Below are 19,557 nucleotides of genomic sequence, written 5' to 3' on the forward strand. Positions count from 1 at the left end.
TTTTTTACTCACCTAAAAAGTATTTTAGATCAGCTTGTGCGTCGCCGCTAATTGGTCTAACGTTAAATTTATCCACTAAGAAATTTATGATCTCTTCATTGAAAAATTTAGGCAAGCTTGGTCCTACGTTGATGTTTTTGATACCAAGGCTAAATAGCGCTAGCAAGATGATGACCGCTTTTTGCTCCATCCACATTAGCACGATAGAAACTGGCAAGTCATTTACTGCGATGCCTGTTGCCTCGCTTAGTGCAAGGGCTATCTTAACCGCACCGTTGCTGTCGTTGCACTGGCCAAGGTCGATGTAGCGTGGTAACTCGGTGCCTGGGACGTTGCCAAAGTCGATATCGTTAAATCTAAATTTACCGCAGCTTGAAGTAAGTATCACGCAGTCTTTTGGAAGGCTAGCAGCTAGCTCTCTATAATACTCACGTCCTTTGCCAGGCGCGTCACAGCCAGCGATCACGAAAAATCTGCGAATCTTGCCAGTGTTTATCGCGTCTAAAATTTGTGGGGCTAAAGTTAGGATAGTCTTGTAGTGGCCGCCAGTTACTAGGCTCTCGTCGCTATCAAAGCCGCTAACGTCGCCGCAAGCTAAAGCGCACTCGATAAGTGGTGTAAAGTCGTCGTTTTCGATATGTTTTACGCCGTTTGTGCCTGCGATCGAGTAGCCAAATAGCCTGTCAGCGTATGTGCAGTTTGAGCGTAGTGGCACGATGCAGTTTGTTGTCATTAGTATCGCGCCTTTAAATTCGTTAAATAGCTTAGTTTGGTCAAACCACGCCTTGCCGACGTTGCCTTTTAGGTGGCTATACTTGCGTAGTTCTGGGTATCCGTGAGCTGGTAGCATCTCTGAGTGAGTGTAGATGTTGATGCCTTTGTCTTTTGTCGCCTCAAGTAGCGCTTTTAGGGCGTGTAAGTTGTGACCACTTACCAAAATCGCCTTGCCCTCAACCTTGTTTTGGCTCACTCTAACTGGTGTTGGGATGCCAAATTTAGCCGTGTGAGCCTCGCTTAGTAGGTTCATTACCTCAACGCCAGCACCGCCTACTTCAAGAAGCTGTTTGATGTGCTCGTCGAAGTTGAAATTTGAGTTAGTAAGCGTAAAATAAAGCGTATCAGCCATAACGCGGTCGACGTTGCTAGTATCAGCGCCAAGCTCGTGTGCGTGGTGGCGGTATGCACTAAGACCTTTTAAGCCAAAAACCATCGTATCTTGCAAAAGCGCTAGCGTGTCGCTCTTGCCACAGGTGCCCATAGGCTGGCCCTTTGCACCGCATCCATCCTCAGCGCTCATCTCGCACTGATGGCAAAACATCTTCATATCTTTCATCTTTTCTCCTTGTGAATTTAAAAATTTAAGCGGATTTTATCCTAGGTGGCTAGCCATTTTGGTTGATAGCAGTCAAGAAAAGTTAAATTTAAATTTTAGTTGTTAAATTTAAGATTTTATGATTATGGATATCAAAATATAAATTTGAAATTTGTCACAAAGAGTTAAAAAAATTTACAAAACAACGATTTACATTTGAAATTTATTTAAAAGGATGAAAATGAAAAATTTATTACTAGTGGTATTTGCCGCCTTTATGCTTTGTGGCTGCGCTCCAAAGGGGATATTTGTGAGTTTGCCAGATGAGCAAGCGCCTTCAAGCATTAGCAAAAAGACAAAAATTTACATCGAAAGCGTCAAGGATGTGAGAGCCTTTGAAAACGACCCAAAACAAGCAAGCACTCCATCTTTATACAAGCACAATGTAAATGAAGTTAGCGCAAAAGAGAAGCAAAAATACATCGGCAGAACTAGAAACAGCTATGGCAAGGGGCTATGGAACGTCATTTTAGAAAATAAGCAAAGGACAACTAGCGTAGTAAGGGCGCGTATCGAGGACGCCTTTAGAAGCAACGGCTACCAGGTCATAAAAAATGAAAATGAAATAGACAAGAATACGATAAGCGTCAATGCAAAGATAGAAAAACTTTGGACTTACTTAACGCTTGGAGCGGTAAAAGTTGGTCTAAATGCCGATATAAGCACCACTTTAAGCGTAAATGACAAGGAGCTAAGCACGGTTGTAAAACGCAAAGAGGAGTATCTTTTAGTAAATCAAAATGACTATGCAAATATCATCAAAAGCTCTTTGAGCGAGTACAAAGAGAAGCTTGCAAAACAGATAAGTGAGCTAAATTTAGAGTAAATTTTAGGCTAGCTACTAAATTTATAGTGGCTAGCTTTTAAATTTCAAGCCAAATTTCACTTTTTGTAAGGGATCTTATCAACGGCGTTTGCTTTTTTAAAGCCATTTAGCCTTAGCCTGCAGCTATCACAAAGCCCGCACGCCTCATCCTCACTCTCGTAGCAGCTCCATGTAAGCTCTATTGGTGAGCCAAGCTCAAGCGACTTTGAGACGATATCAGCCTTGCTTAAATTTACAAGCGGTGTGACGATCTCGCAAGAAAACTCAGCCGACGTGCCTAAATTTATCGCCTCATTTATGCTTTTTATAAAGCTCTCTTTGCAGTCAGGATACCCAGAGCTATCCTCCTCGACCACGCCTATGTAGATCGCCTGCGCCCCCTCTTTTTCAGCAAGTGCTGCGGCGATTGAGATAAATACGCCATTTCTAAACGGCACGTAAGTGTTTGGCACATCCTTGCTAACGCCATCTTTTCTTATCTGCATACTAGTATCAGTTAGCGAATTTCCGCCTATTTGAGCGATGAAGCTAACGTCTAAATTTATCTTTTTAACAACGCCCAGTCGCTCACAGATCTCGTCAAACGCGCGCTTTTCTCGCTTCATAGTCCTTTGGTTATAGTCAAAATGAAGTGCGACCACATCATATCCAGCCCTCTTTGCCATCACAGCGCAAAGCGTGCTATCCATGCCGCCGCTCATTATACAAACTGCTTTTTTCATATTTTGCCCTTTAAATTTGCTAAAATTATACAAAAATTTACTAAGGACAAGCCAAAAATGATACTTTGCGAAGAGAGTTATCCAGAAATTTTAGATCAAATTTGCTCATATCTAACGCCCGGAGAAGTTGAGCTTCTCTTTATCAATAAAGATGAGATGAGAGAGCTAAATAGATCTGAGCGTGGCATAGACAAAACCACCGACGTTCTTAGCTTCCCTCTTGAGCTTGTCATCCACGCCCCACTTGGCTCAATAGTCATAAACAAAGACATGGTAAAAGAAAAAGCAGCTGAGCTAAATCACAGCGAAGAGGCCGAAACTGCGCTACTTTTCACACATGGCTTGCTACATATCTTGGGATATGATCACGAAAAGGATGACGGGCAGATGAGGGAGAAAGAGTGCGAAGTGATAGCTAAATTTAACTTGCCAAAGAGCCTAATCGTAAGAAGTGAGGACGTTAGGCTAATTGATCTTATAAACAAAAAGGGCTGATAAAGCCCCTGATTTATACAGCCTCTTTTTTCGTCTCTAAATTTTCAGCCTTTGGCGCAAAAGCCTTATTTATCTTTCTTATCCAGATAACAAGCGAGATAAATAAGATGAAGTAAAGCACGTAGCTAGCGATAGGCCAGCTGGTACTTGTGCCGCTATCTTTTATCGAGATCACGTTTCTAAACTCATTTAGCATAGAAATTCTATATCCGTAGTATTTGATAGTAACGTTGTTATCGCTGTTTGCAAAGCCTTGAGCCTTGGCTTGGATGTCGGCTGAGTTAAATTTAAAATAAAATGGAAAGCCCCACGCCGTATCTTCGTTTCTATAAGCCATCACCTTTTGGTCATTTTGCGCATCTTTTGCGTATATAAAATAGACATCTCTTACAGGCCCATCGGCTGGGTTTTTAGCGTCTATGATGCCATCTTTGTCCATGCGTTTTACGTCACCGCCAGTTATCTGCACGCTTGCGTAGTGAGGGAATGAATAATCAACCACAAGAGCCAAAAACAGGTGCAAAAGCACGACAAAACTAACGCAAATTCTTTTTATAAATTTGATCATTTCTATCCTTTAAATTTGCGCTATTTTATGAAAAGATAGCTTAAACAAAGGGGCAAAGCGCCCCTATAAATTTAAGCCTTTTTGTTAAGCATAAATTTTAAAAGCTGAGCAAAGAAGCAGATGCCACCGATTATCAAGATCGTATCGCCAAGCATCCTTAGCCATCTTAAATTTTGCAAGTGTGACTGCTGTAAAAGCTCAGCGCTTCTAGCATACCACATACCTTGATCTAGGCTTGCAAATGCCTGATAGATGCCTATTGGAAGCAGTGAAAGCACGATCATTAGCATAAGTCCTGCATTTAAGCCCCAAAAGCCAACTTTCATCAAATTTTCATCAAATTCTTGCCCTTTATATAGATAAGTAGCCACGAGCCAGACAAAGCCAAGCGCCAAAAATCCATAAACGCCAAATAGCGCTGCGTGTCCGTGAACTGGCGTTGTATTTAACCCTTGGATGTAAAATAGCGAAATCGGAGGATTTATCAAAAATCCAAAGACGCCAGCGCCTAGCATATTCCAAAAGGCAACTGCGATGAAGCAGTAAAGTGGCCATTTAAGCGTTTTAGCCCAGCTTTGAGCAAACTGAAGTCTGTAGTGCTCATACGCCTCAGCTCCAAGCAAGACTAAAGGCACGACCTCAAGCGCTGAAAAGCTAGCGCCAATAGCCATTATAGGCGTTGTAGTGCCTGCAAAGTAGAGGTGGTGAAATGTGCCTGGGATGCCGCCTATCATAAAGAGTGACGCACTTGCAAGCGTTTGAAATGTCGCAAATCTTTTTGAGACAAGACCCAGTGAGACAAAAACAAAGGCGAGTGAAGCCGTCGCAAATACCTCAAAAAAGCCCTCAACCCAAAGATGCACGACCCACCAGCGCCAGTACTCCATCACTGGCAACGGACTTCTTTGACCATAAAATAGTCCTGCTCCGTAAAATAATCCAACCGCAACCGCTGACATAGCAAAGATAGCAAGTAAATTTTTATCGCCTTTGTTTTTAAACCCACCTGCAAATCCACGAAGAAGCAGAAGCATCCAGATGACAAGACCGACAAACAAAATGATCTGCCAAACACGTCCAAGATCGATATATTCATAGCCTTGATGTCCAAGCCAGAAGCTTAAATTTATAGGCATGATGTTTGCGATAGCTAGATACTCACCCACAAAACTGCCAACTACAAGGATAAGTAGCGCGTAAAAGAGCAGATCAACACCAAGCTTTTGAAATTTTGGATCCTTGCCTCCATTTATGATCGGAGCTAAAAATAGACCAGCTGCTAAAAATCCAGTCGCTATCCAGAAGATACTAGCTTGTATATGCCACGTTCTAGCAAGCGAATAAGGGATGTAGGCTGATAAATTTATGCCATAAAATTCTTGTCCTTCGACTGTGTAGTGAGCTGTAAAGCCGCCTATTAAAATTTGAAACACAAATAGAGCTAGCGTGACAAAGAGATACTTTTTAAGCGCCTTTTGTGACGGTGTTAAATTTAGCCTTTTAAGCGGATCTTCACTGATAGGCTCAAGCTTTTCGTCATCTTTTTTGCCGTAAAACGAGCTAAACCAAACAAGCAAGCCAACGCCAGTTAGAAGTATCACGACGCTTGCAATCGACCAAAAGATATTCTCACTTGTTGGCACGTTATCGATTAGTGGTTCGTGCGGCCAGTTGTTTGTGTAAGTTGCCTCGCTAACAGGTCTGTTTGTCGCTGTCGCCCAGGCTGACCAGAAGAAGAAGTTGTTTAGATCAGCCCTGTCACTTGCACCTGGGAGCGTGTTTTCTTTCATAGCATAAGCTTCTCTTATCTCTTTAAATTTAGGATCATCTCCAAAAAGAGCGGCATACTCGCTAGCTACTTGACTTATCGCCTTTAGCCTATCAGCACTTAGCACAAATTTATCGTCCTTTACGCTATTTTCTCTATACTCTTTTTTAAGCAAAACCTTTAAATTTGCCTTTTGCTCGTCGTTTAGATCGGCGTATTTTAGATGATAAATTTCATCAGCTTTGATCTCTAAAAAGGCAACTAGCTCTTTGTGAAGCCAGTCCGCACTCCAATCAGGCGCTTGATATGCCCCGTGCCCCCAAACAGAGCCAACTTGCATACCGCCTATGCTTTGCCAAGCCTCTTGACCTTTGTAGATGCTCTCTTTGTCGATCACGACCTTGCCATTTTCGTCAGTGAAATTTACAACTGGAGGCGAATTTCTATAAACCTCAACGCCGTAGTAGCCTAAAATACTAAAGCAAACCACCAGCACAGCAACAAGTGCGAGCCAGTATCTTTTGTATTCACGCATCAATTCTCCTTTTTTAAAATTTAGGAGAAAGTTTATCTCATTTCAAAATAGTGATTAATGACATATATCAATAAAAAGATAATTTCTATCTTATTAAATTTTCGCAAAATTTACACAAAATTAATCTAAATACTATTAATATATCAAACTATATTTCAAAAATAAAGGAGACTTTATGAAAGCAAATTTCATACAAAAAATAGCTAAATTTAGCCTTGTTGCTTCACTTTTTATGGCTCTTAGCCTAAATGCGGCTGACTCTGCTAGAAGCATAACAGATATGCAAGGCGTCAAAGTTGGCGTGCCTGAAAAAGTTGAGAAGATCGCTGCTCTTTGGCACGCAAACAACGAGATCATCCTAGCGCTTGGCGGCATGGATAAAGTTATAGCTACAACCGATCAGATCAAGAAAAACAAATGGTTTGCTCTTGTCTATCCAAGGCTTAAAACCCTCCCAGCCGCACTTGATGGCAAAGACCTTCAGATCGAAGAGCTAGTTAAACTTGCTCCTGATGTCATCGTAGTCTCAAGCAAAAACTATCAAGATGAGCTTATGAAAAATGGCTTTAGCGCTGTGAATTTGATCTTTAGAGATTACCCAGATATGGAGAAAAGCATCTACGCAACAGCTGAAGTTATAGGCACTGACAAGGCTAGAGCTATGGCTGATAAACTTACAAAAAATATCCAAGATAACACTAAATTTGCAACTGATAGAACAAAGAGCATCCCTGATGCTAAACGCCCAAAGGTACTTCACTTGCTTGGCGGAGCGAATTTGCTAAAAGTTGATGGCACAAAAACTATCATAAACACTTGGATAAATTTAGCTGGCGGCAAAAACGCAGTCTCAAAAGAGGGCTCTATGATCGAGCTAACAGCTGAAGAACTCATCAATGCAAATCCTGATATCATCATCGTTGGCGGCGCTGATACAGACGAGCAAATAAAAGCTATCAAAGAAAATCCTGCATATTCAGGCTCAAACGCTGTTAAAAACGGCAAAGTTTATGGCAACCCAAAAGGCGTTTTTGGCTGGGATAGATATGGTGCAGAGAGTGCACTTCAAATTTTATGGGCAGCAAAGACTATCCAACCAGATCTATTTAAAGATGTCGATATGAAAGTAAAAACAAAAGAGTTTTATAAAGAGTTTTTAAATCACGATCTTAGCGATACAGAGTACGGCTATATCTTAAAAGGTCTAAATCCAGACGGTAGCAGCAAGTAAGATATGAAAAACGCAAATTTTTCAATAGTTGTTATCTTTTTGGCTCTACTAACGCTTCTTTGCGCCTTTGTCGCACTTTGCGTTGGCAGATTTTACATTTCATTTGGTGATGTATTTAGCGTGCTAGCTCATAGCATTGGTCTAGGAGAGGGCGCAGCTAGTAACATCACAAACGTGATAGAAAATTTACGCATCCCTCGCATCATCGCAGCTATCCTTGTTGGAGCCGCTCTTAGCGTGAGTGGTGCTGCTTATCAAGGCGTCTTTAAAAACCAGCTAGTTAGCCCTGATCTTCTTGGCGTTTCAGCGGGCGCTTGCGTGGGAGCAGCCACTGCTATCATCTTTGATCTATCGCTATTTTGGGTGCAGGCTTTTGCCTTTGGCTTTGGCCTAGCAGCCGTTGCTATCACGCTAGCCATACCAAAGATGATGGGACGCACGAGCACGCTTATGCTAGTTCTTTCTGGTATCATCGTAAGTGGCCTCATGGGCTCAGTGATCGGCTTTTTAAAGTATGTCGCCGACCCTGAGACGAAGCTACCTGACATTGTTTATTGGCAGCTTGGTAGCCTTGCAAAGCTTGATAGTGACAACTTAAAATACATCGCCCCAGTGATGATCATCTGCGCCATTTTGCTAATCGCCATGAGCTGGCGTATAAATTTGCTCTCTCTTGGCGACGAGAGTGCGGCAAGACTTGGCGTAAATGTCTCATTCGAGCGCGCTGTCATCATCATCTGCGCTACGCTTCTTACAGCGTGCAGCGTCTGCATAAGCGGCATAGTCGCTTGGGTGGGACTTCTCATGCCTCACTTAGCGCGCATGCTAGTTGGTGCAAATAACATAAAAAGCATGCCTGCAAGCATATTTATGGGTGCGATATTTTTGCTTTTTGTCGATACTCTAGCGCGCAGCATAAGCGTGAGTGAAGTGCCTCTTGGCGTACTTACTGGCTTTATCGGCACGGTATTTTTCGTCTGGGTTTTATGGCGAAATAAAAAGGTTGCATGATGCTTGAAGTTAGAAATTTAAACTTTAGCTACCCAAATGGGGCTGGCAAACTAGAAAATGTAAATTTAAAGATAGGCGCAGGTGAGATTTTAACCATACTTGGTCGAAATGGAGCTGGCAAATCAACAACTTTAGGCTTGATAAGCGGCTCGCTAAAGCCAGTTTCAGGAGAGATCTTTCTTGATGGCAAAAACGTAGATAGCCTAAGCAACAAAGAGCGCGCTAAGATCATGGCGTACGTGGCTCAAAGCGAGGTTACTGAGTATGACTACACCGGACTTGAGTTTATCACGATGGGTCGCGCGGCACACCTTGGTATCTTTGCAAGACCTAGCAAAGAGGACGAAGAGATCGCTAGAATTTACACTAAAAAGCTTGAGATCGAGTATCTTGAGGATCGCTTTATCACGCAGATGAGTGGCGGTCAAAAGCAGATGTGTATGATCGCTCGCGCGATGGCTGCGCAGCCAAAGATGATCATATTTGACGAGCCAACGAGCGCGCTTGATTTTGGCAACCAGTATAAATTCCTACGCACCGTCAAGTGGCTAAAAGAGCTTGGCTACTCGGTCGTGCTAACCACTCACAACCCTGACTTTGCCGTGCTTCTTGGCGGATATGTGGCACTTGTTAAGGGTGATGGCGAGGTTGGATTTGGCACGGTTGATGAGATCATTAGAAGCGAAAATTTAAGCAAGCTTTACGGACTAAATTTAAACGTGAGCTACATCGACGAAGTAAAAAGAAACTGCTGCCTCACTTATCCACTATAAATTTATCTGCTCTTAATTTTTAAGGGCAGATCACTCGTTTTATCTAAAAATTTCTACTTAAATTTACTAACCATAAATGCTAAAATGCAAAATAAATTTGAAAGGATAACTATGGCTTACCCGCTACTAGGCACAAAGATCGTGATCGATGAAGAAAAGGTTTTAAGAGAGAAAAAATATAAGCTAGACGTAATTTACGAGTATTTGGACAGACTCGCCGAACAATGTAATTTGATTAGGATTGACAAAAATACCTTTCACGCAAAAGGTAATGAAAATGACTTGGCAAATTTGGGTCTATTTGTTTATAAACACGCCATTAAAAACGAGTGGATAACTAAAAATGTCAAAGAGTGGGTTTGGATTAGTCAAAAAGAGGGTGATAGCAATATAATTGGCGATAACATGGGAGTTTGGGAGTGAGCGATAAAAAATCTCGCCATATCAAATTTTCATGTAAATTTTAAAAAGAGCCTGCGAAAGGTTAAATTTTGCTAGGTAAGATAAATTTAGATATAGCGCAAAAGCAAAGACGTTTTAAAACCCTGAGCCATTTTGCCACAGAGCCTAGACAAGTTTGTTAGCAACCTTTTTTAACAGCAATATTTAAAAAGACAAGACCAGTCGCGATAAAGCTAAATCAACCACGTAACAGTTGCCATTTTCTATCAAATTTAAAACTAGTCATAAAAGCTTGCGCCCTCATCTTAAATTTGACGCAAATTTAAGTCCTCTTAGCCAAAAAATTATCTACCTTAAATTTAACACAACCCACAAAATAAATTTAAGCGTTATTTTTAAATTCCGCCACTCTGGCCTTTGCAGCCTGCGTGATATCGTCCTCGTAGTCATAGAAGTTAAAAGTCGCTCCGTGCTGAAAAAAGCCATTTAGTATATCGCCGCTTTGTCGGTTTTTCAGATCAAGCTCAGCCACCTTAAAGCCGTCATTTGTCGCGCAAAATTCTTTTAGCCTTACTGGCGCCTCTTTTAGCTTGGTAAATAAAAAGCAGTATCCATCGCCGCCATTTCGCCCCACTCTACCGCGCAGCTGATGAAGCGTGGCAAGCCCTAGCCGCTCAGCGCCTACGATCACTATCGTATTTAGCCTTGGCAGCGAGATCCCAACCTCAACAACGGTTGTTGAGAGCAAAATTTCGCCCTCTTCTCTAAACCGCCTTAAAATTTCCTCTTTCTCTTTGTCCTTGCCGTGCGTGACGAAGACATTTTTGAAATTCTTTAGCCAAAAGCCTTGCGCCTCGCTTAGACTTTGGTAGTTTGAGCTCTCGCTGCTCTCGACTAGCGGATATATGATGGCTGCTTGAAAGCCGCCCGCAAGCTGCTTTTTGATGTGAGCTAGCAAAAAGCCAAACTCGCTAGCGCCTAAAATTTGGCTCGTTATATTTTTCTTAAATGGCATCTGCTTTAAAAAGCTAAAATTTACGATCTCAGACTGGATTAAACTTAGCGTCCTAGGTATGGGCGTAGCTGAAAACTGCACGAAATTTGCTCGCTCATCCTCGCTTGAAGCCAGCTCCTCTATCTTTTTGCGCTGGTTTGAGCCAAAGCGGTGCTGCTCATCGACCATGACAAGCGGCGAGTTTGGCAGCTCGTGAAAGAGCAGCGCATGCGTGCCAACGATCAAATTTGCCCCGCTAAAGTCTATCTTTTTCTCCCCGCTTCGCACCAGTATCACGTTCATAAAAGCGGGCAGCAGCCTCTTTGCTTCATTATAAATTTGCTCGCTTAAGATGCTTGTTGGCGCCATCAAAATGGCACTTTGCGGATAGACGCTAAGAGCAGCTGCTAAGATCACTAGCGTCTTGCCGCTTCCCACATCGCCCATTATGACGCGCCTTTTTGCCTGCACGGCGCTAAGGTCGTCTCTGATATCATTTATGGCGTTTAGCTGGTCATTTGTCGGCGTAAATGGCAAGCTCTTAAGCCAAGAGCTTATGTCAAAAAGCTTGATCTTGGGGCTTTTAAAGTAGGTTTTTTTGGCACTTAGCTTTTTTATGTAGTTAAAAATTTCTACAAATTTTAAGATTTCTAAGCCTTCATTATCATTTTTTAGGCGGTATAAAATTTGCACGCTTTGCTCATCTAGCCTTTGCAGATCAGCTAGAAATTTAGCCTCTTTTTCATTTAAACCTTCGGCTAGTAAATTTTGTAAATTTAGATATTTTAAGATGAGTTTTTTTAGCTCCTCATCTTTTAGCTCGGTCTTAAATTTAGGCACGATCTGGCCTATTTTTGTGGTGATTTTTGGATTTACGATCTGCCACGAGCCAAAGGCGTAGGAGCAAAGCCCATATATCGCCATCTCTTTGCCCGTCTTAAAGGCGCCGTAGTGCCAAGACTTTGCGTTAAAAATGACGATCTTTACGCTACTTTGCCACTGCTCGCAAAAGGCAAGTGCCGTTAGCATGCCAGGGCGCGAGGCGAGTGAGGTGATCTTTACATTTATGCAGACCTGCCCCTCTCTTGGGCTCTTAGCGATCGTCGTATCCTCAAAGCCCTTTGGTAGCACGAGAGCAAGGTCAAGTAGGCTAAGCACGCCTATTTTTAGAAGTTTTGCTCTGTCACTTGCTTCAAATTTCATTTTTTAAGACGCAAAAACTTAGCTGATTGATCTCTGCGTGGGCTTTTATGAAGCTATTTAGCTCACTTAGCGAAAGGGCTGAAATTTTATCAAGGTCCTTTAAAAATGCCCCAAGCTCGCCATGCTCATAAAACTCGCCCTGCGCGATGTCAAGGCGTTTAAATAGCGTCTCAAGCCTAAGCGGCAACGAGCCAAGTAAAAATTTCTTCGCCTGCTCAAGCTCGGCCTTGCTAACGCCTTTTTTACTAAATTTTAAAATTTCCTCTTTTATAACAGCGATCGCTTCGTCTTTTTTCTCATTTTTTGTCTGCATGTAGCCGTAAAGCTGGCTGTAAGAGAGATTTAGCAAATTTCTAGCGTAGGCGCTGTATGCAAGCCCTCTTTTCACGCGTATCTCCTCCATGAGCCTCGAGCCAAAGCCGCCCTCGCCTAGGATAAATGTCGCCACTGCGGCCTTGTATTTTTCTTCTGGCTTTACATCAAATGGCGCACCAAAATAGATGTAGGCCTGCTCGCTTTGTCTGATGATCTCGCTACTTTCGCACTTGCCGCTTGGGCTAAAGCGCTCTAGCTTTCGCACCTTGCCAGGTTTTAAAATTTCTAAAACGCTAGCAAGCTCTTTTGTCTGCTTTTCGTCTATGTCGCCACCTAGCACGCAAAGCAGATTTGAAAGGTCTAAATGCTCGCTTAAAAATTTGCTTACATCTTCAAGCGTGATCGCTTTTATGCTCTTTTTAGTGCCGATACTAGGCTCTGAAAGCACGCTTTTTGGGTATAAAAGCTCAAAAAGACCCTGCCTTGCCACGTAGTCAAAGTCGTTTTCATTTGCTGCGATCTCGCCAAGTGTGACGGTTTTGCACCTATTTAGAATTTCATCTGTTAAATTTGGAGCGCTTATAAGCTCTTTTAGCTTGCCGCACGCAAAGGCAAAGTGCTCTTTTAGGCAGTTTAGATCGATGCAAAATGTCTCAAAGCCGCAGCTTGCATTTAGGCTAATAGCTCTTACTTCAAGCTCTTTAGCAAATTTAGCCGAGCCTAGCTTCATATCGCCCTCGTTTAGCAAATTTGCACTTAGCCTTGCAAGGCCTGCTAGCTTGCCATTTTGCGAACTACCAGCTGCTTTGAAAACTAGTTTTAGGCTCACTACTGGCATCGCTTTTGAGCTTTCAAAAACGACTGGGATTTTTACATTTTTTACATTGATATCTAAAATTTTCATCTAAAATTTCTCCAAAATATCGTAGTTTGTGTTGCGCTTGGCTGGAATTTCTCCGACATCTTTTATAAGCTCGATCATCTGGTCTTGATTCATCCTAAAGCTAGCACCTGCGGCCTTTACGACGTTTTCCTCCATCATTGTTGAGCCAAGGTCGTTTGCGCCAAAAAGAAGCGCTAGCTGACCTACGTAGCTGCCCTGCGTGACCCAGCTGCTTTGGATATTTTTAAAGTTATCCAAAAAGAGCCTTGAGACCGCAAGAAGCCTTAGATAGACGTTTGAGCTTTGTTTTTTGATCTCAGGGATTTCTTGCATGAGCTTTGTATTTAGCCCTTGAAAGCTCCAAAGTATAAATGCCCTAAATCCAGCCGTTTCATCTTGTAAATTTCTGATATGCTCCCAGTGCTCGACGATCTCACGAGTGCTCTCAACCGTGCCAAACATCATCGTCGCAGTCGTCTTCATGCCAAGCTCGTGCGCCTCTTTGTGTATGCGAAGCCAGTCTGCGGTGTCGCACTTTTTAGGAGCGATGATGTCACGCACTCTATCGCTTAATATCTCCGCTCCAGCCCCTGGCATCGAGTATAAGCCCTTTTCGTTTAGGCGTCTTAAGACCTCTTTTGTAGAAATTTTTGAAACTCTTGCAATGTAGTCGATCTCAACGGCTGAGAAGCCATGTATCGTGATGCTTGGATAGTGCTTGCAGATGTAGCTTACAAGCTCCTCATACCACTCGATCTTTAGCTTTGGATGAACGCCACCTTGAAATAAAATTTGCGTGCCTCCAATGGCGATTAGCTCCTCGATCTTCTTGCCGATCTCCTCAAAACTTAGCACATAAGCGTCTTCTTCTTTTGCGTGGCGGTAAAATGCACAGAATTTACAATCCACCCAGCAGACATTTGTATAGTTGATGTTGCGATCTACAATGAAGGTCGTTATATTATCTGGATGAAGCTCTTTTTTTCTAGCTAGCGCCATCTTGCCAAGCTCGTGAAGCGGTGCATTTTCTATAAGATCGATGGCTTCATTTACACTAAGTCTTTTCAAATTTAACCTTTTATTTTGCTTATTTTTGGGCGAGAGTTTAGCCAAAAATGCTTTTAAATATGATAAATCAGGCGTTATGAAAAATTAATTTTTAAAGGCTAAAATGTGAGAAATTCTTTAAAGGAGCAAGTTATGAAAAAGGTGATATTTGCCGTTATCTGCGGGCTATTTTTAGTTGGTTGTGCTAAAAATGAGCCAAAGCCAGCCAAGCCTCAAGGAGCAAGTTGTGGATGTGCTCATCATCAAAAAATGATGCAAGAAAATATGCCAAGCTGCCCACATCACGGCATGCAAGGTGCGATGCATGAGCAAATGCCAGCAGGCTGCCCAGCCCACGCAAAATAGATAAAGTGCCAAATGGCACTTTATTTTAATATAACTTTGTCGCCTTTAGTGCCTAAAACCTGCACTTTCTCGCCGTTTTTTAGCGCTCCGTCATACTTCCAAAGAGTGCCTTTAAAATAGACCATATTTTCTCTGATCTCGCCAACGCCTGGCTCGTCTAAAAATTCCTCATTAAAGCTCTCTTTTTTAGCCATAAATTTACTCTTTAACGGCGCCTTTAAGAGTACAAGCAAGATAAATGCAAGCACTAAGACAGCTAAAATTTGAAAGCTCCACTCAAAGCTAAAGCCAAAATTTATCGCCCCAACGATGATAAAAGCGACGCCAAAAAAGAGCAGATAAAATGAAAATAGCATAAGCTCAGCCACGCATAAGAGCGCGCCGATGGCTATCATTATAAAAGGACTTATCACGCCTTATCCTTAGCTAAGAAATTCTTTAAAACGCTAAGTGAGCCAATTAGCTCAGTCGCCTCGTAAGGGACTAAAATTTTATCTTTTGAGCTGTTTTTGGCTAGCTCGCTAAATGCCCCGACCCTATCACGAGCAAGCAAAAATTCAGCCGCATTTGCGTTTTTGCTCATGCTATCATTTATCATATCCATAGCCTCTTTTTGAGCCGTTGCTATGGCGATTTGCTCGTATTTTTTCGCATCAGCCATACGCTCTATCGCCTCTGCTTGAAGCACCTTTTCTTGTTTTAGCGCCTCTGCGTTTCGGATTAGCGCCTCTTTTTCAGCCAAGGCTTTTAGCTCGATCGCGCGCTTTTCACGCTCAGCCTTCATCTGCATATTCATCGCCTCTTCGATGCCAAGTGGGACAGAAATTTCAGAAATTTCAACCCTCATGATCTTTACGCCCCAGTTGCCAGCTGCATCACCAAGAGCTACTTGAAGTGCGGCATTTAGGCGATCACGTGAGCTTAGCGTATCGTCAAGATTCATCGCTCCTATCTCGCCACGAAGCGTTGTCATGGCCAAATTTGCAATGGCGCGCTTGTAGTTATCAACATTATAAACCGCCATTTTTGCATCAAAAACCTTTAAAAAGACGATGCCATCGACACTTATATTAACATTATCTTTTGTGATGACTTGCTGTTTTGTGATATCAACGAGTTGCTCTTTTATAGTTATGATCGCCCTTATCTGATCGACAAATGGGATTATGATGTGAAATCCCCCGTCAAGCACCTTGTGAAATTTACCAAGTCGCTCGATCAGCAAGTTATCTGCTTGCGATACGATCTTGATGCCAGCTTTTAAAAACAAAAATGCAAAAATAACCAAAACAACGACTAAAACGCCAAATGTCTCAACTTGCATCTTCTCTCCTTTAATTTATAATTTGTTATTTTCTTAAGTATTATAATACATTTTAAATTTTATTTTCAAAAAGGATCAGCATGAAAAATTTTATCTTTGCACTAAGTGCGGCTCTACTTTTAGCAGGTTGCGCTACGTCAAACCAAAGCGCGAGCGTCCCACAAGGCAAATGTGAAGTAAAAGGTAGCTGCATGGCTCCAGTAAGCAACATCGAAGGCACTTACAAGGCGTTTTTACCTTGCGCTAGTTGCATGGGCATAGACTCAACCCTCACACTAAAAAAGGACGGCACATTTGAAAGTGTGATGAACTACAAGTCAAAAGACAACTACAAAGCCGTTAGCAAGGGCAAATACTCAGTAAAAAACGGCGTTATCACAACCGTTGATGAGTATAAAGAGAAGAGCTTTTATAAGATCGAGGGAGAGAGCCTAAAGATGCTTGACATGGATCAAAAAGAGGTCACTGGCGAGCTAAAAGACAAATACATCTTTAAACGCGTAAAATAAATTTTAAAGGCAAAATGATATAATTTTGCAATTTTTAAGGAGTTGCAAATGAAATATCTTTTTGCCATACTTATCTCATTTTTCATCATCGGCTGCGCGAAAAATGAAAATTTAGAGCCAAAACCAACCACGCCAGATACGAAAAAAGAAGACAAACCCCTAGTTCAAGCACACACACCCAAAAAACCAGAAAAACTAATACTTTCAAACTCTATCTACACAAGCTACTACACCACCTTGCCATGCTCAAACTGCGAGGGCGTGAAGACCATCCTAACTCTAAATAAAGACAAAACCTACACAAAAACTATGCTTACGATGGATAAGGCTGCTACTTTGGTAGAAAAAGGTGGCACATTTGATGTCGATGAGAGCGCTATCGTGCTAAAAGATGAAAGTGGCGCACTTAGCTACTTTGTGCCAAACAAAAACTCACTTCTTCAGCTTGATGATAAGAAAAACAAGCGAGTTGGCGTGCTAGCTCAAATTTATAACTACGAGCCGGTAAATAAAGCATATAAAGATAGTTTTTTTGCTAGATTTTCTAAATTTAAAGACAAAAATGGCTTTTTAGAGCTAGTGCTTGTGCCTAGTAAAAATGGCGCAAAGATAAGCTTTTACTCATCGCTAAAAGATGGCTCGCCACTTTGTAAATTTAACTCAGAGCTGCTTTATGACAAGGGCATTTTTTACCTTTTGGATGAAAAAGGCGTGGCTTTAAGCGTGCATAAAACCGCTAACGACATCTTCATAATCGCAAATGATAAAATTTGCAAAAATGCTCACATAAGCGGACACTACAAAAGAGAAAAAGGCAGATCTAGCCTCTTTGGCAAGGGCTTTTTTGCGAAACTTACAAACGAGTCAGCAAACGCTGATGTGATGAAATTTTATGGCGCAAAAAACATAAAAAGAGACAATACTAAAAAAGAAAATAGCTACATCGTCACAAATAAAAACGAGAGAATTTTTGAATACACCTTGCTAAATGGCATCATAACAAGCATTGAAATTTACTCAAATGAGTTTAAAACTCCAGAAAATATCAGCCTAAAATCAAATTTCAAAGATATAAAAAACGCCCTTGTCATCTCTAAATTTCAAAGCGACGCAAACAATATCTATCTAAAAATAGATAGCCACGACATGCTTATAAAGCTTAAAAATCCGCTCGCACAAGAGATAACAAGCTTAAGCCAGATCCCAGACGAGACGCAAATAGAACAGATAACTCTCATGTGGAACCAGTAGTTTGAAAGAGTATCTTAAGCTTTTAAAGGACGAGAGAAATTTCCGCCTTTTAAGCACCGTCCAGCTCATGTGCTACTTTGGTGTGTGGTTCTCGCACACTGGCATCTTTACGCTACTTATCTCGCTTGACGCTCCTGTGTGGGCACTCACGCTAAGTGCGGCGATGGCGTTTATCCCAGGTGTTGTCATTGCCCCATTTAGTGGCATTTTGGTCGATAAATTTAGCCCAAAACCTATGCTTGTTATCATGATGGCGGTTGAGACCATAAGTGTTTTTATGTTGCTTTTTATAAATTCGCTTGATTATTTATGGCTGCTTTTGCTTATCATTTTTATCAGAAACGGTGTTGGCGGGATGTATTTTCAAGTAGAGATGAGCGTGCTACCAAAAATTTTAAGCAAAGAGAGCCTAAAGCTTGCAAACGAGATCCACTCGATCATCTGGGCGGTCTCATACACAGCTGGCATGGGACTTGCTGGGGTTTATATACACTTTTTTGGTATCAAAAGCGCCTTTTTGCTTGACGGAGCTCTTTATCTTTGTAGTTTTGGCTTTTTATATCTTTTAAAACTAGACGAGCTAAAGCCAGAATTTATAGAAAAACCTCTAAAAATGCTAAAAAACGGGCTTAAATACCTAAAAGAAAATAGGCTCATTGTGCATCTTATATTTTTGCATGCCTTTGTTGGCATCACAGCTTATGACGCATTGATCGCGCTTCTAGCCGATTATAAATACGCAAATTTGCTCTCAACCTCGCTGGTTATTGGCCTACTAAACGCCTCAAGGTCGATCTCGCTTATGTTTGCACCGGCCATACTTAGTAAATTTATGAATAAAAAAACTCTCATCTACATCTATATCGGTCAAGGGCTTGGCATCATCATTTGGGCGCTCTCTTTGCGAAATTTTTATCTCTCGCTAATTGGCATCATCTTTGCTGGTTTTTGCACGTCAAGCCTTTGGAGCTACACCTACACACTGCTTCAGCAAAACTGCCAAAAAGAGTTTTACGGCAGAGTGATCGCGTATAACGATATGGTTTTTCTTGGATTTAGCGCACTTATCTCATTTGCGATTGGCTTTTTATACGAGCTTGGACTAAGCGTGGAGATGATCGCAACCTTTATGGGAAGCCTCTTTTTCGTTGGAGCCTTTTACTACCACGTAGTTTCAAAAAGGTATGAGATAAGGTAATAATATTTATTTTTAATTAAATTTTTTAAAAACTAATATTCAATTATTTTATAATTAACCGATATAAAATTCAAATCATTATATAAAGGAATCCGCGTGAAGTCAATCACCAATAAAATAGCACTAATGCTAATAGTTGCTCTATGTATATCGTTTGTGACCATGTCAGCCGCTAGTTACTACACCGCTCAAAACAAGACAATAGAACTTGCGATAAATAATCAGCGTCAAATTCTAAAAGATGTAAAGATTACGCTAAATACATTCTTTAATGATAATCTACAAGCAGTAAATGGGCTCGCCAAAAAGCTATCTAGTTTAAATGATAGAAGTCAGGTAAATCAAATTTTAAGCCATACCGAAGAGATTCTTCCTGCATACATACAGCGTGTTTTTGTAGGATATGAGAACGATGGTAATATGTATAGATCAAATGGACAAAATGAAACTCTAAAAGATGGATTTGATCCACGCACAAGAGGCTGGTATAAGATAGCAAAAGCTGATGGCAAACCAACATATACACAACCCTACATTTCAACAACTTCAAAAGAAATGTTGATAGCTTTTTCAGCGCCACTTGAAAATAATAGTGGTATAGCAGCGCTAAATACCGTTATTTCAGATCTTAGCGATAAGATCATGAGTATCAGCAAGACTGATTATAGCTATGCTTTTGTTGCAGATAAAGATGGTAAGATCATCATCCACCCTGATAAAAATATAATAAATACAGCCCCTAAACTAACCAAAAAGTTAATCGA

At 41.4% G+C, this 19,557-nt stretch carries 20 protein-coding genes; 11 read left to right on the top strand and 9 right to left on the bottom strand.

The annotated features are described in order from the left end of the window. Window positions 1–4: 4 nt before the first annotated feature. The gene (gene hcp, locus CYP05_RS01860; RefSeq protein ID WP_021087657.1) at window positions 5–1,333 is read right to left on the bottom strand and encodes a hydroxylamine reductase; all 1,329 of its coding nucleotides are present in this window, start codon (window positions 1,331–1,333) and stop codon (window positions 5–7) included. A 220-nt stretch (window positions 1,334–1,553) separates the two neighbouring features. On the opposite strand from hcp, the gene CYP05_RS01865 reads away from it, so the two are divergent. Continuing rightward, window positions 1,554–2,198: a flagellar biosynthesis protein gene (locus CYP05_RS01865; RefSeq protein WP_103641823.1), complete on the top strand. Its 645-nt coding sequence runs from the start codon at window positions 1,554–1,556 to the stop codon at window positions 2,196–2,198. A gap of 56 nt (window positions 2,199–2,254) precedes the next feature. On the opposite strand, the gene queC is transcribed toward CYP05_RS01865, so the two are convergent. Further along, window positions 2,255–2,953 (bottom strand): 7-cyano-7-deazaguanine synthase QueC, encoded by a 699-nt coding sequence (gene queC, locus CYP05_RS01870; protein WP_107969206.1) that lies wholly within the window; start codon window positions 2,951–2,953, stop codon window positions 2,255–2,257. 24 nt (window positions 2,954–2,977) lie between these two features. On the opposite strand from queC, the gene ybeY reads away from it, so the two are divergent. Then, on the top strand, window positions 2,978–3,415 hold the full coding sequence (ybeY, locus tag CYP05_RS01875) for an rRNA maturation RNase YbeY (RefSeq protein ID WP_103585628.1): 438 nt from the start codon (window positions 2,978–2,980) through the stop codon (window positions 3,413–3,415). Window positions 3,416–3,428: 13 nt separating this feature from the next. Here the strand turns inward: ybeY and CYP05_RS01880 are convergent, their stop codons facing one another. Next, window positions 3,429–3,983, bottom strand: a complete 555-nt coding sequence (locus tag CYP05_RS01880; RefSeq protein ID WP_103641825.1) for a DUF1523 family protein — start codon at window positions 3,981–3,983, stop codon at window positions 3,429–3,431. Between the two features lie 71 nt (window positions 3,984–4,054). Continuing rightward, on the bottom strand, window positions 4,055–6,286 hold the full coding sequence (locus CYP05_RS01885) for a nitric-oxide reductase large subunit (protein WP_103641826.1): 2,232 nt from the start codon (window positions 6,284–6,286) through the stop codon (window positions 4,055–4,057). 175 nt (window positions 6,287–6,461) lie between these two features. Here CYP05_RS01885 and CYP05_RS01890 point away from each other — a divergent pair, with 175 nt between their 5' ends. The 4 genes from CYP05_RS01890 to CYP05_RS01905 all read left to right on the top strand — a co-directional run bounded on the left by CYP05_RS01890 (window position 6,462) and on the right by CYP05_RS01905 (window position 9,724). Continuing rightward, window positions 6,462–7,517, top strand: coding sequence for an ABC transporter substrate-binding protein (locus CYP05_RS01890; protein WP_103641827.1), 1,056 nt, complete (start codon window positions 6,462–6,464; stop codon window positions 7,515–7,517). 3 nt (window positions 7,518–7,520) lie between these two features. Then, window positions 7,521–8,528: a FecCD family ABC transporter permease gene (locus CYP05_RS01895; protein ID WP_103641828.1), complete on the top strand. Its 1,008-nt coding sequence runs from the start codon at window positions 7,521–7,523 to the stop codon at window positions 8,526–8,528. Continuing rightward, on the top strand, window positions 8,528–9,301 hold the full coding sequence (locus CYP05_RS01900) for an ABC transporter ATP-binding protein (RefSeq protein ID WP_012001386.1): 774 nt from the start codon (window positions 8,528–8,530) through the stop codon (window positions 9,299–9,301). The genes CYP05_RS01895 and CYP05_RS01900 overlap by 1 nt, the downstream gene beginning before the upstream one ends. A gap of 111 nt (window positions 9,302–9,412) precedes the next feature. Beyond that, a complete protein-coding gene (locus CYP05_RS01905; RefSeq protein WP_103641829.1) occupies window positions 9,413–9,724 on the top strand; it encodes a hypothetical protein in 312 nt (103 codons plus the stop codon). A gap of 361 nt (window positions 9,725–10,085) precedes the next feature. Here the strand turns inward: CYP05_RS01905 and recG are convergent, their stop codons facing one another. The 3 genes from recG to CYP05_RS01920 are packed head-to-tail and all read right to left on the bottom strand — an operon-like array spanning window position 10,086 to window position 14,166. Beyond that, on the bottom strand, window positions 10,086–11,900 hold the full coding sequence (gene recG / locus CYP05_RS01910) for an ATP-dependent DNA helicase RecG (protein WP_103641830.1): 1,815 nt from the start codon (window positions 11,898–11,900) through the stop codon (window positions 10,086–10,088). Beyond that, on the bottom strand, window positions 11,890–13,119 hold the full coding sequence (locus CYP05_RS01915) for a M16 family metallopeptidase (protein WP_103641831.1): 1,230 nt from the start codon (window positions 13,117–13,119) through the stop codon (window positions 11,890–11,892). Before CYP05_RS01915 ends, recG begins: the two co-directional genes overlap by 11 nt. Beyond that, window positions 13,120–14,166: a dehypoxanthine futalosine cyclase gene (locus CYP05_RS01920; protein ID WP_103641832.1), complete on the bottom strand. Its 1,047-nt coding sequence runs from the start codon at window positions 14,164–14,166 to the stop codon at window positions 13,120–13,122. A gap of 132 nt (window positions 14,167–14,298) precedes the next feature. Here CYP05_RS01920 and CYP05_RS01925 point away from each other — a divergent pair, with 132 nt between their 5' ends. Beyond that, entirely contained in the window at window positions 14,299–14,511 is a 213-nt protein-coding gene (locus CYP05_RS01925) for a hypothetical protein (RefSeq protein WP_021084729.1), read from the top strand. Window positions 14,512–14,531: 20 nt separating this feature from the next. Here CYP05_RS01925 and CYP05_RS01930 read toward each other — a convergent pair whose 3' ends face one another. Next, the gene (locus CYP05_RS01930; RefSeq protein ID WP_103641833.1) at window positions 14,532–14,924 is read right to left on the bottom strand and encodes an NfeD family protein; all 393 of its coding nucleotides are present in this window, start codon (window positions 14,922–14,924) and stop codon (window positions 14,532–14,534) included. After that, window positions 14,921–15,835, bottom strand: coding sequence for an SPFH domain-containing protein (locus CYP05_RS01935; protein WP_009294606.1), 915 nt, complete (start codon window positions 15,833–15,835; stop codon window positions 14,921–14,923). The genes CYP05_RS01930 and CYP05_RS01935 overlap by 4 nt, the downstream gene beginning before the upstream one ends. 80 nt (window positions 15,836–15,915) lie before the next feature. Here CYP05_RS01935 and CYP05_RS01940 point away from each other — a divergent pair, with 80 nt between their 5' ends. The 4 genes from CYP05_RS01940 to CYP05_RS01955 all read left to right on the top strand — a co-directional run. Further along, complete coding sequence (locus CYP05_RS01940; protein ID WP_103641834.1) at window positions 15,916–16,344, top strand: copper resistance protein NlpE; 429 nt, start codon at window positions 15,916–15,918, stop codon at window positions 16,342–16,344. Between the two features lie 48 nt (window positions 16,345–16,392). Continuing rightward, a complete protein-coding gene (locus CYP05_RS01945; protein WP_103641835.1) occupies window positions 16,393–17,595 on the top strand; it encodes a copper resistance protein NlpE in 1,203 nt (400 codons plus the stop codon). Window position 17,596: 1 nt separating this feature from the next. Next, window positions 17,597–18,793 (top strand): MFS transporter, encoded by a 1,197-nt coding sequence (locus CYP05_RS01950; protein ID WP_103641836.1) that lies wholly within the window; start codon window positions 17,597–17,599, stop codon window positions 18,791–18,793. Between the two features lie 96 nt (window positions 18,794–18,889). After that, the coding region (locus CYP05_RS01955; RefSeq protein WP_181001150.1) for a cache domain-containing protein at window positions 18,890–19,557 on the top strand (668 nt) is incomplete at its 3' end.

Source organism: Campylobacter concisus, assembly GCF_002913545.1.
Taxonomy (GTDB): Bacteria; Campylobacterota; Campylobacteria; order Campylobacterales; family Campylobacteraceae; genus Campylobacter_A; species Campylobacter_A concisus_AV.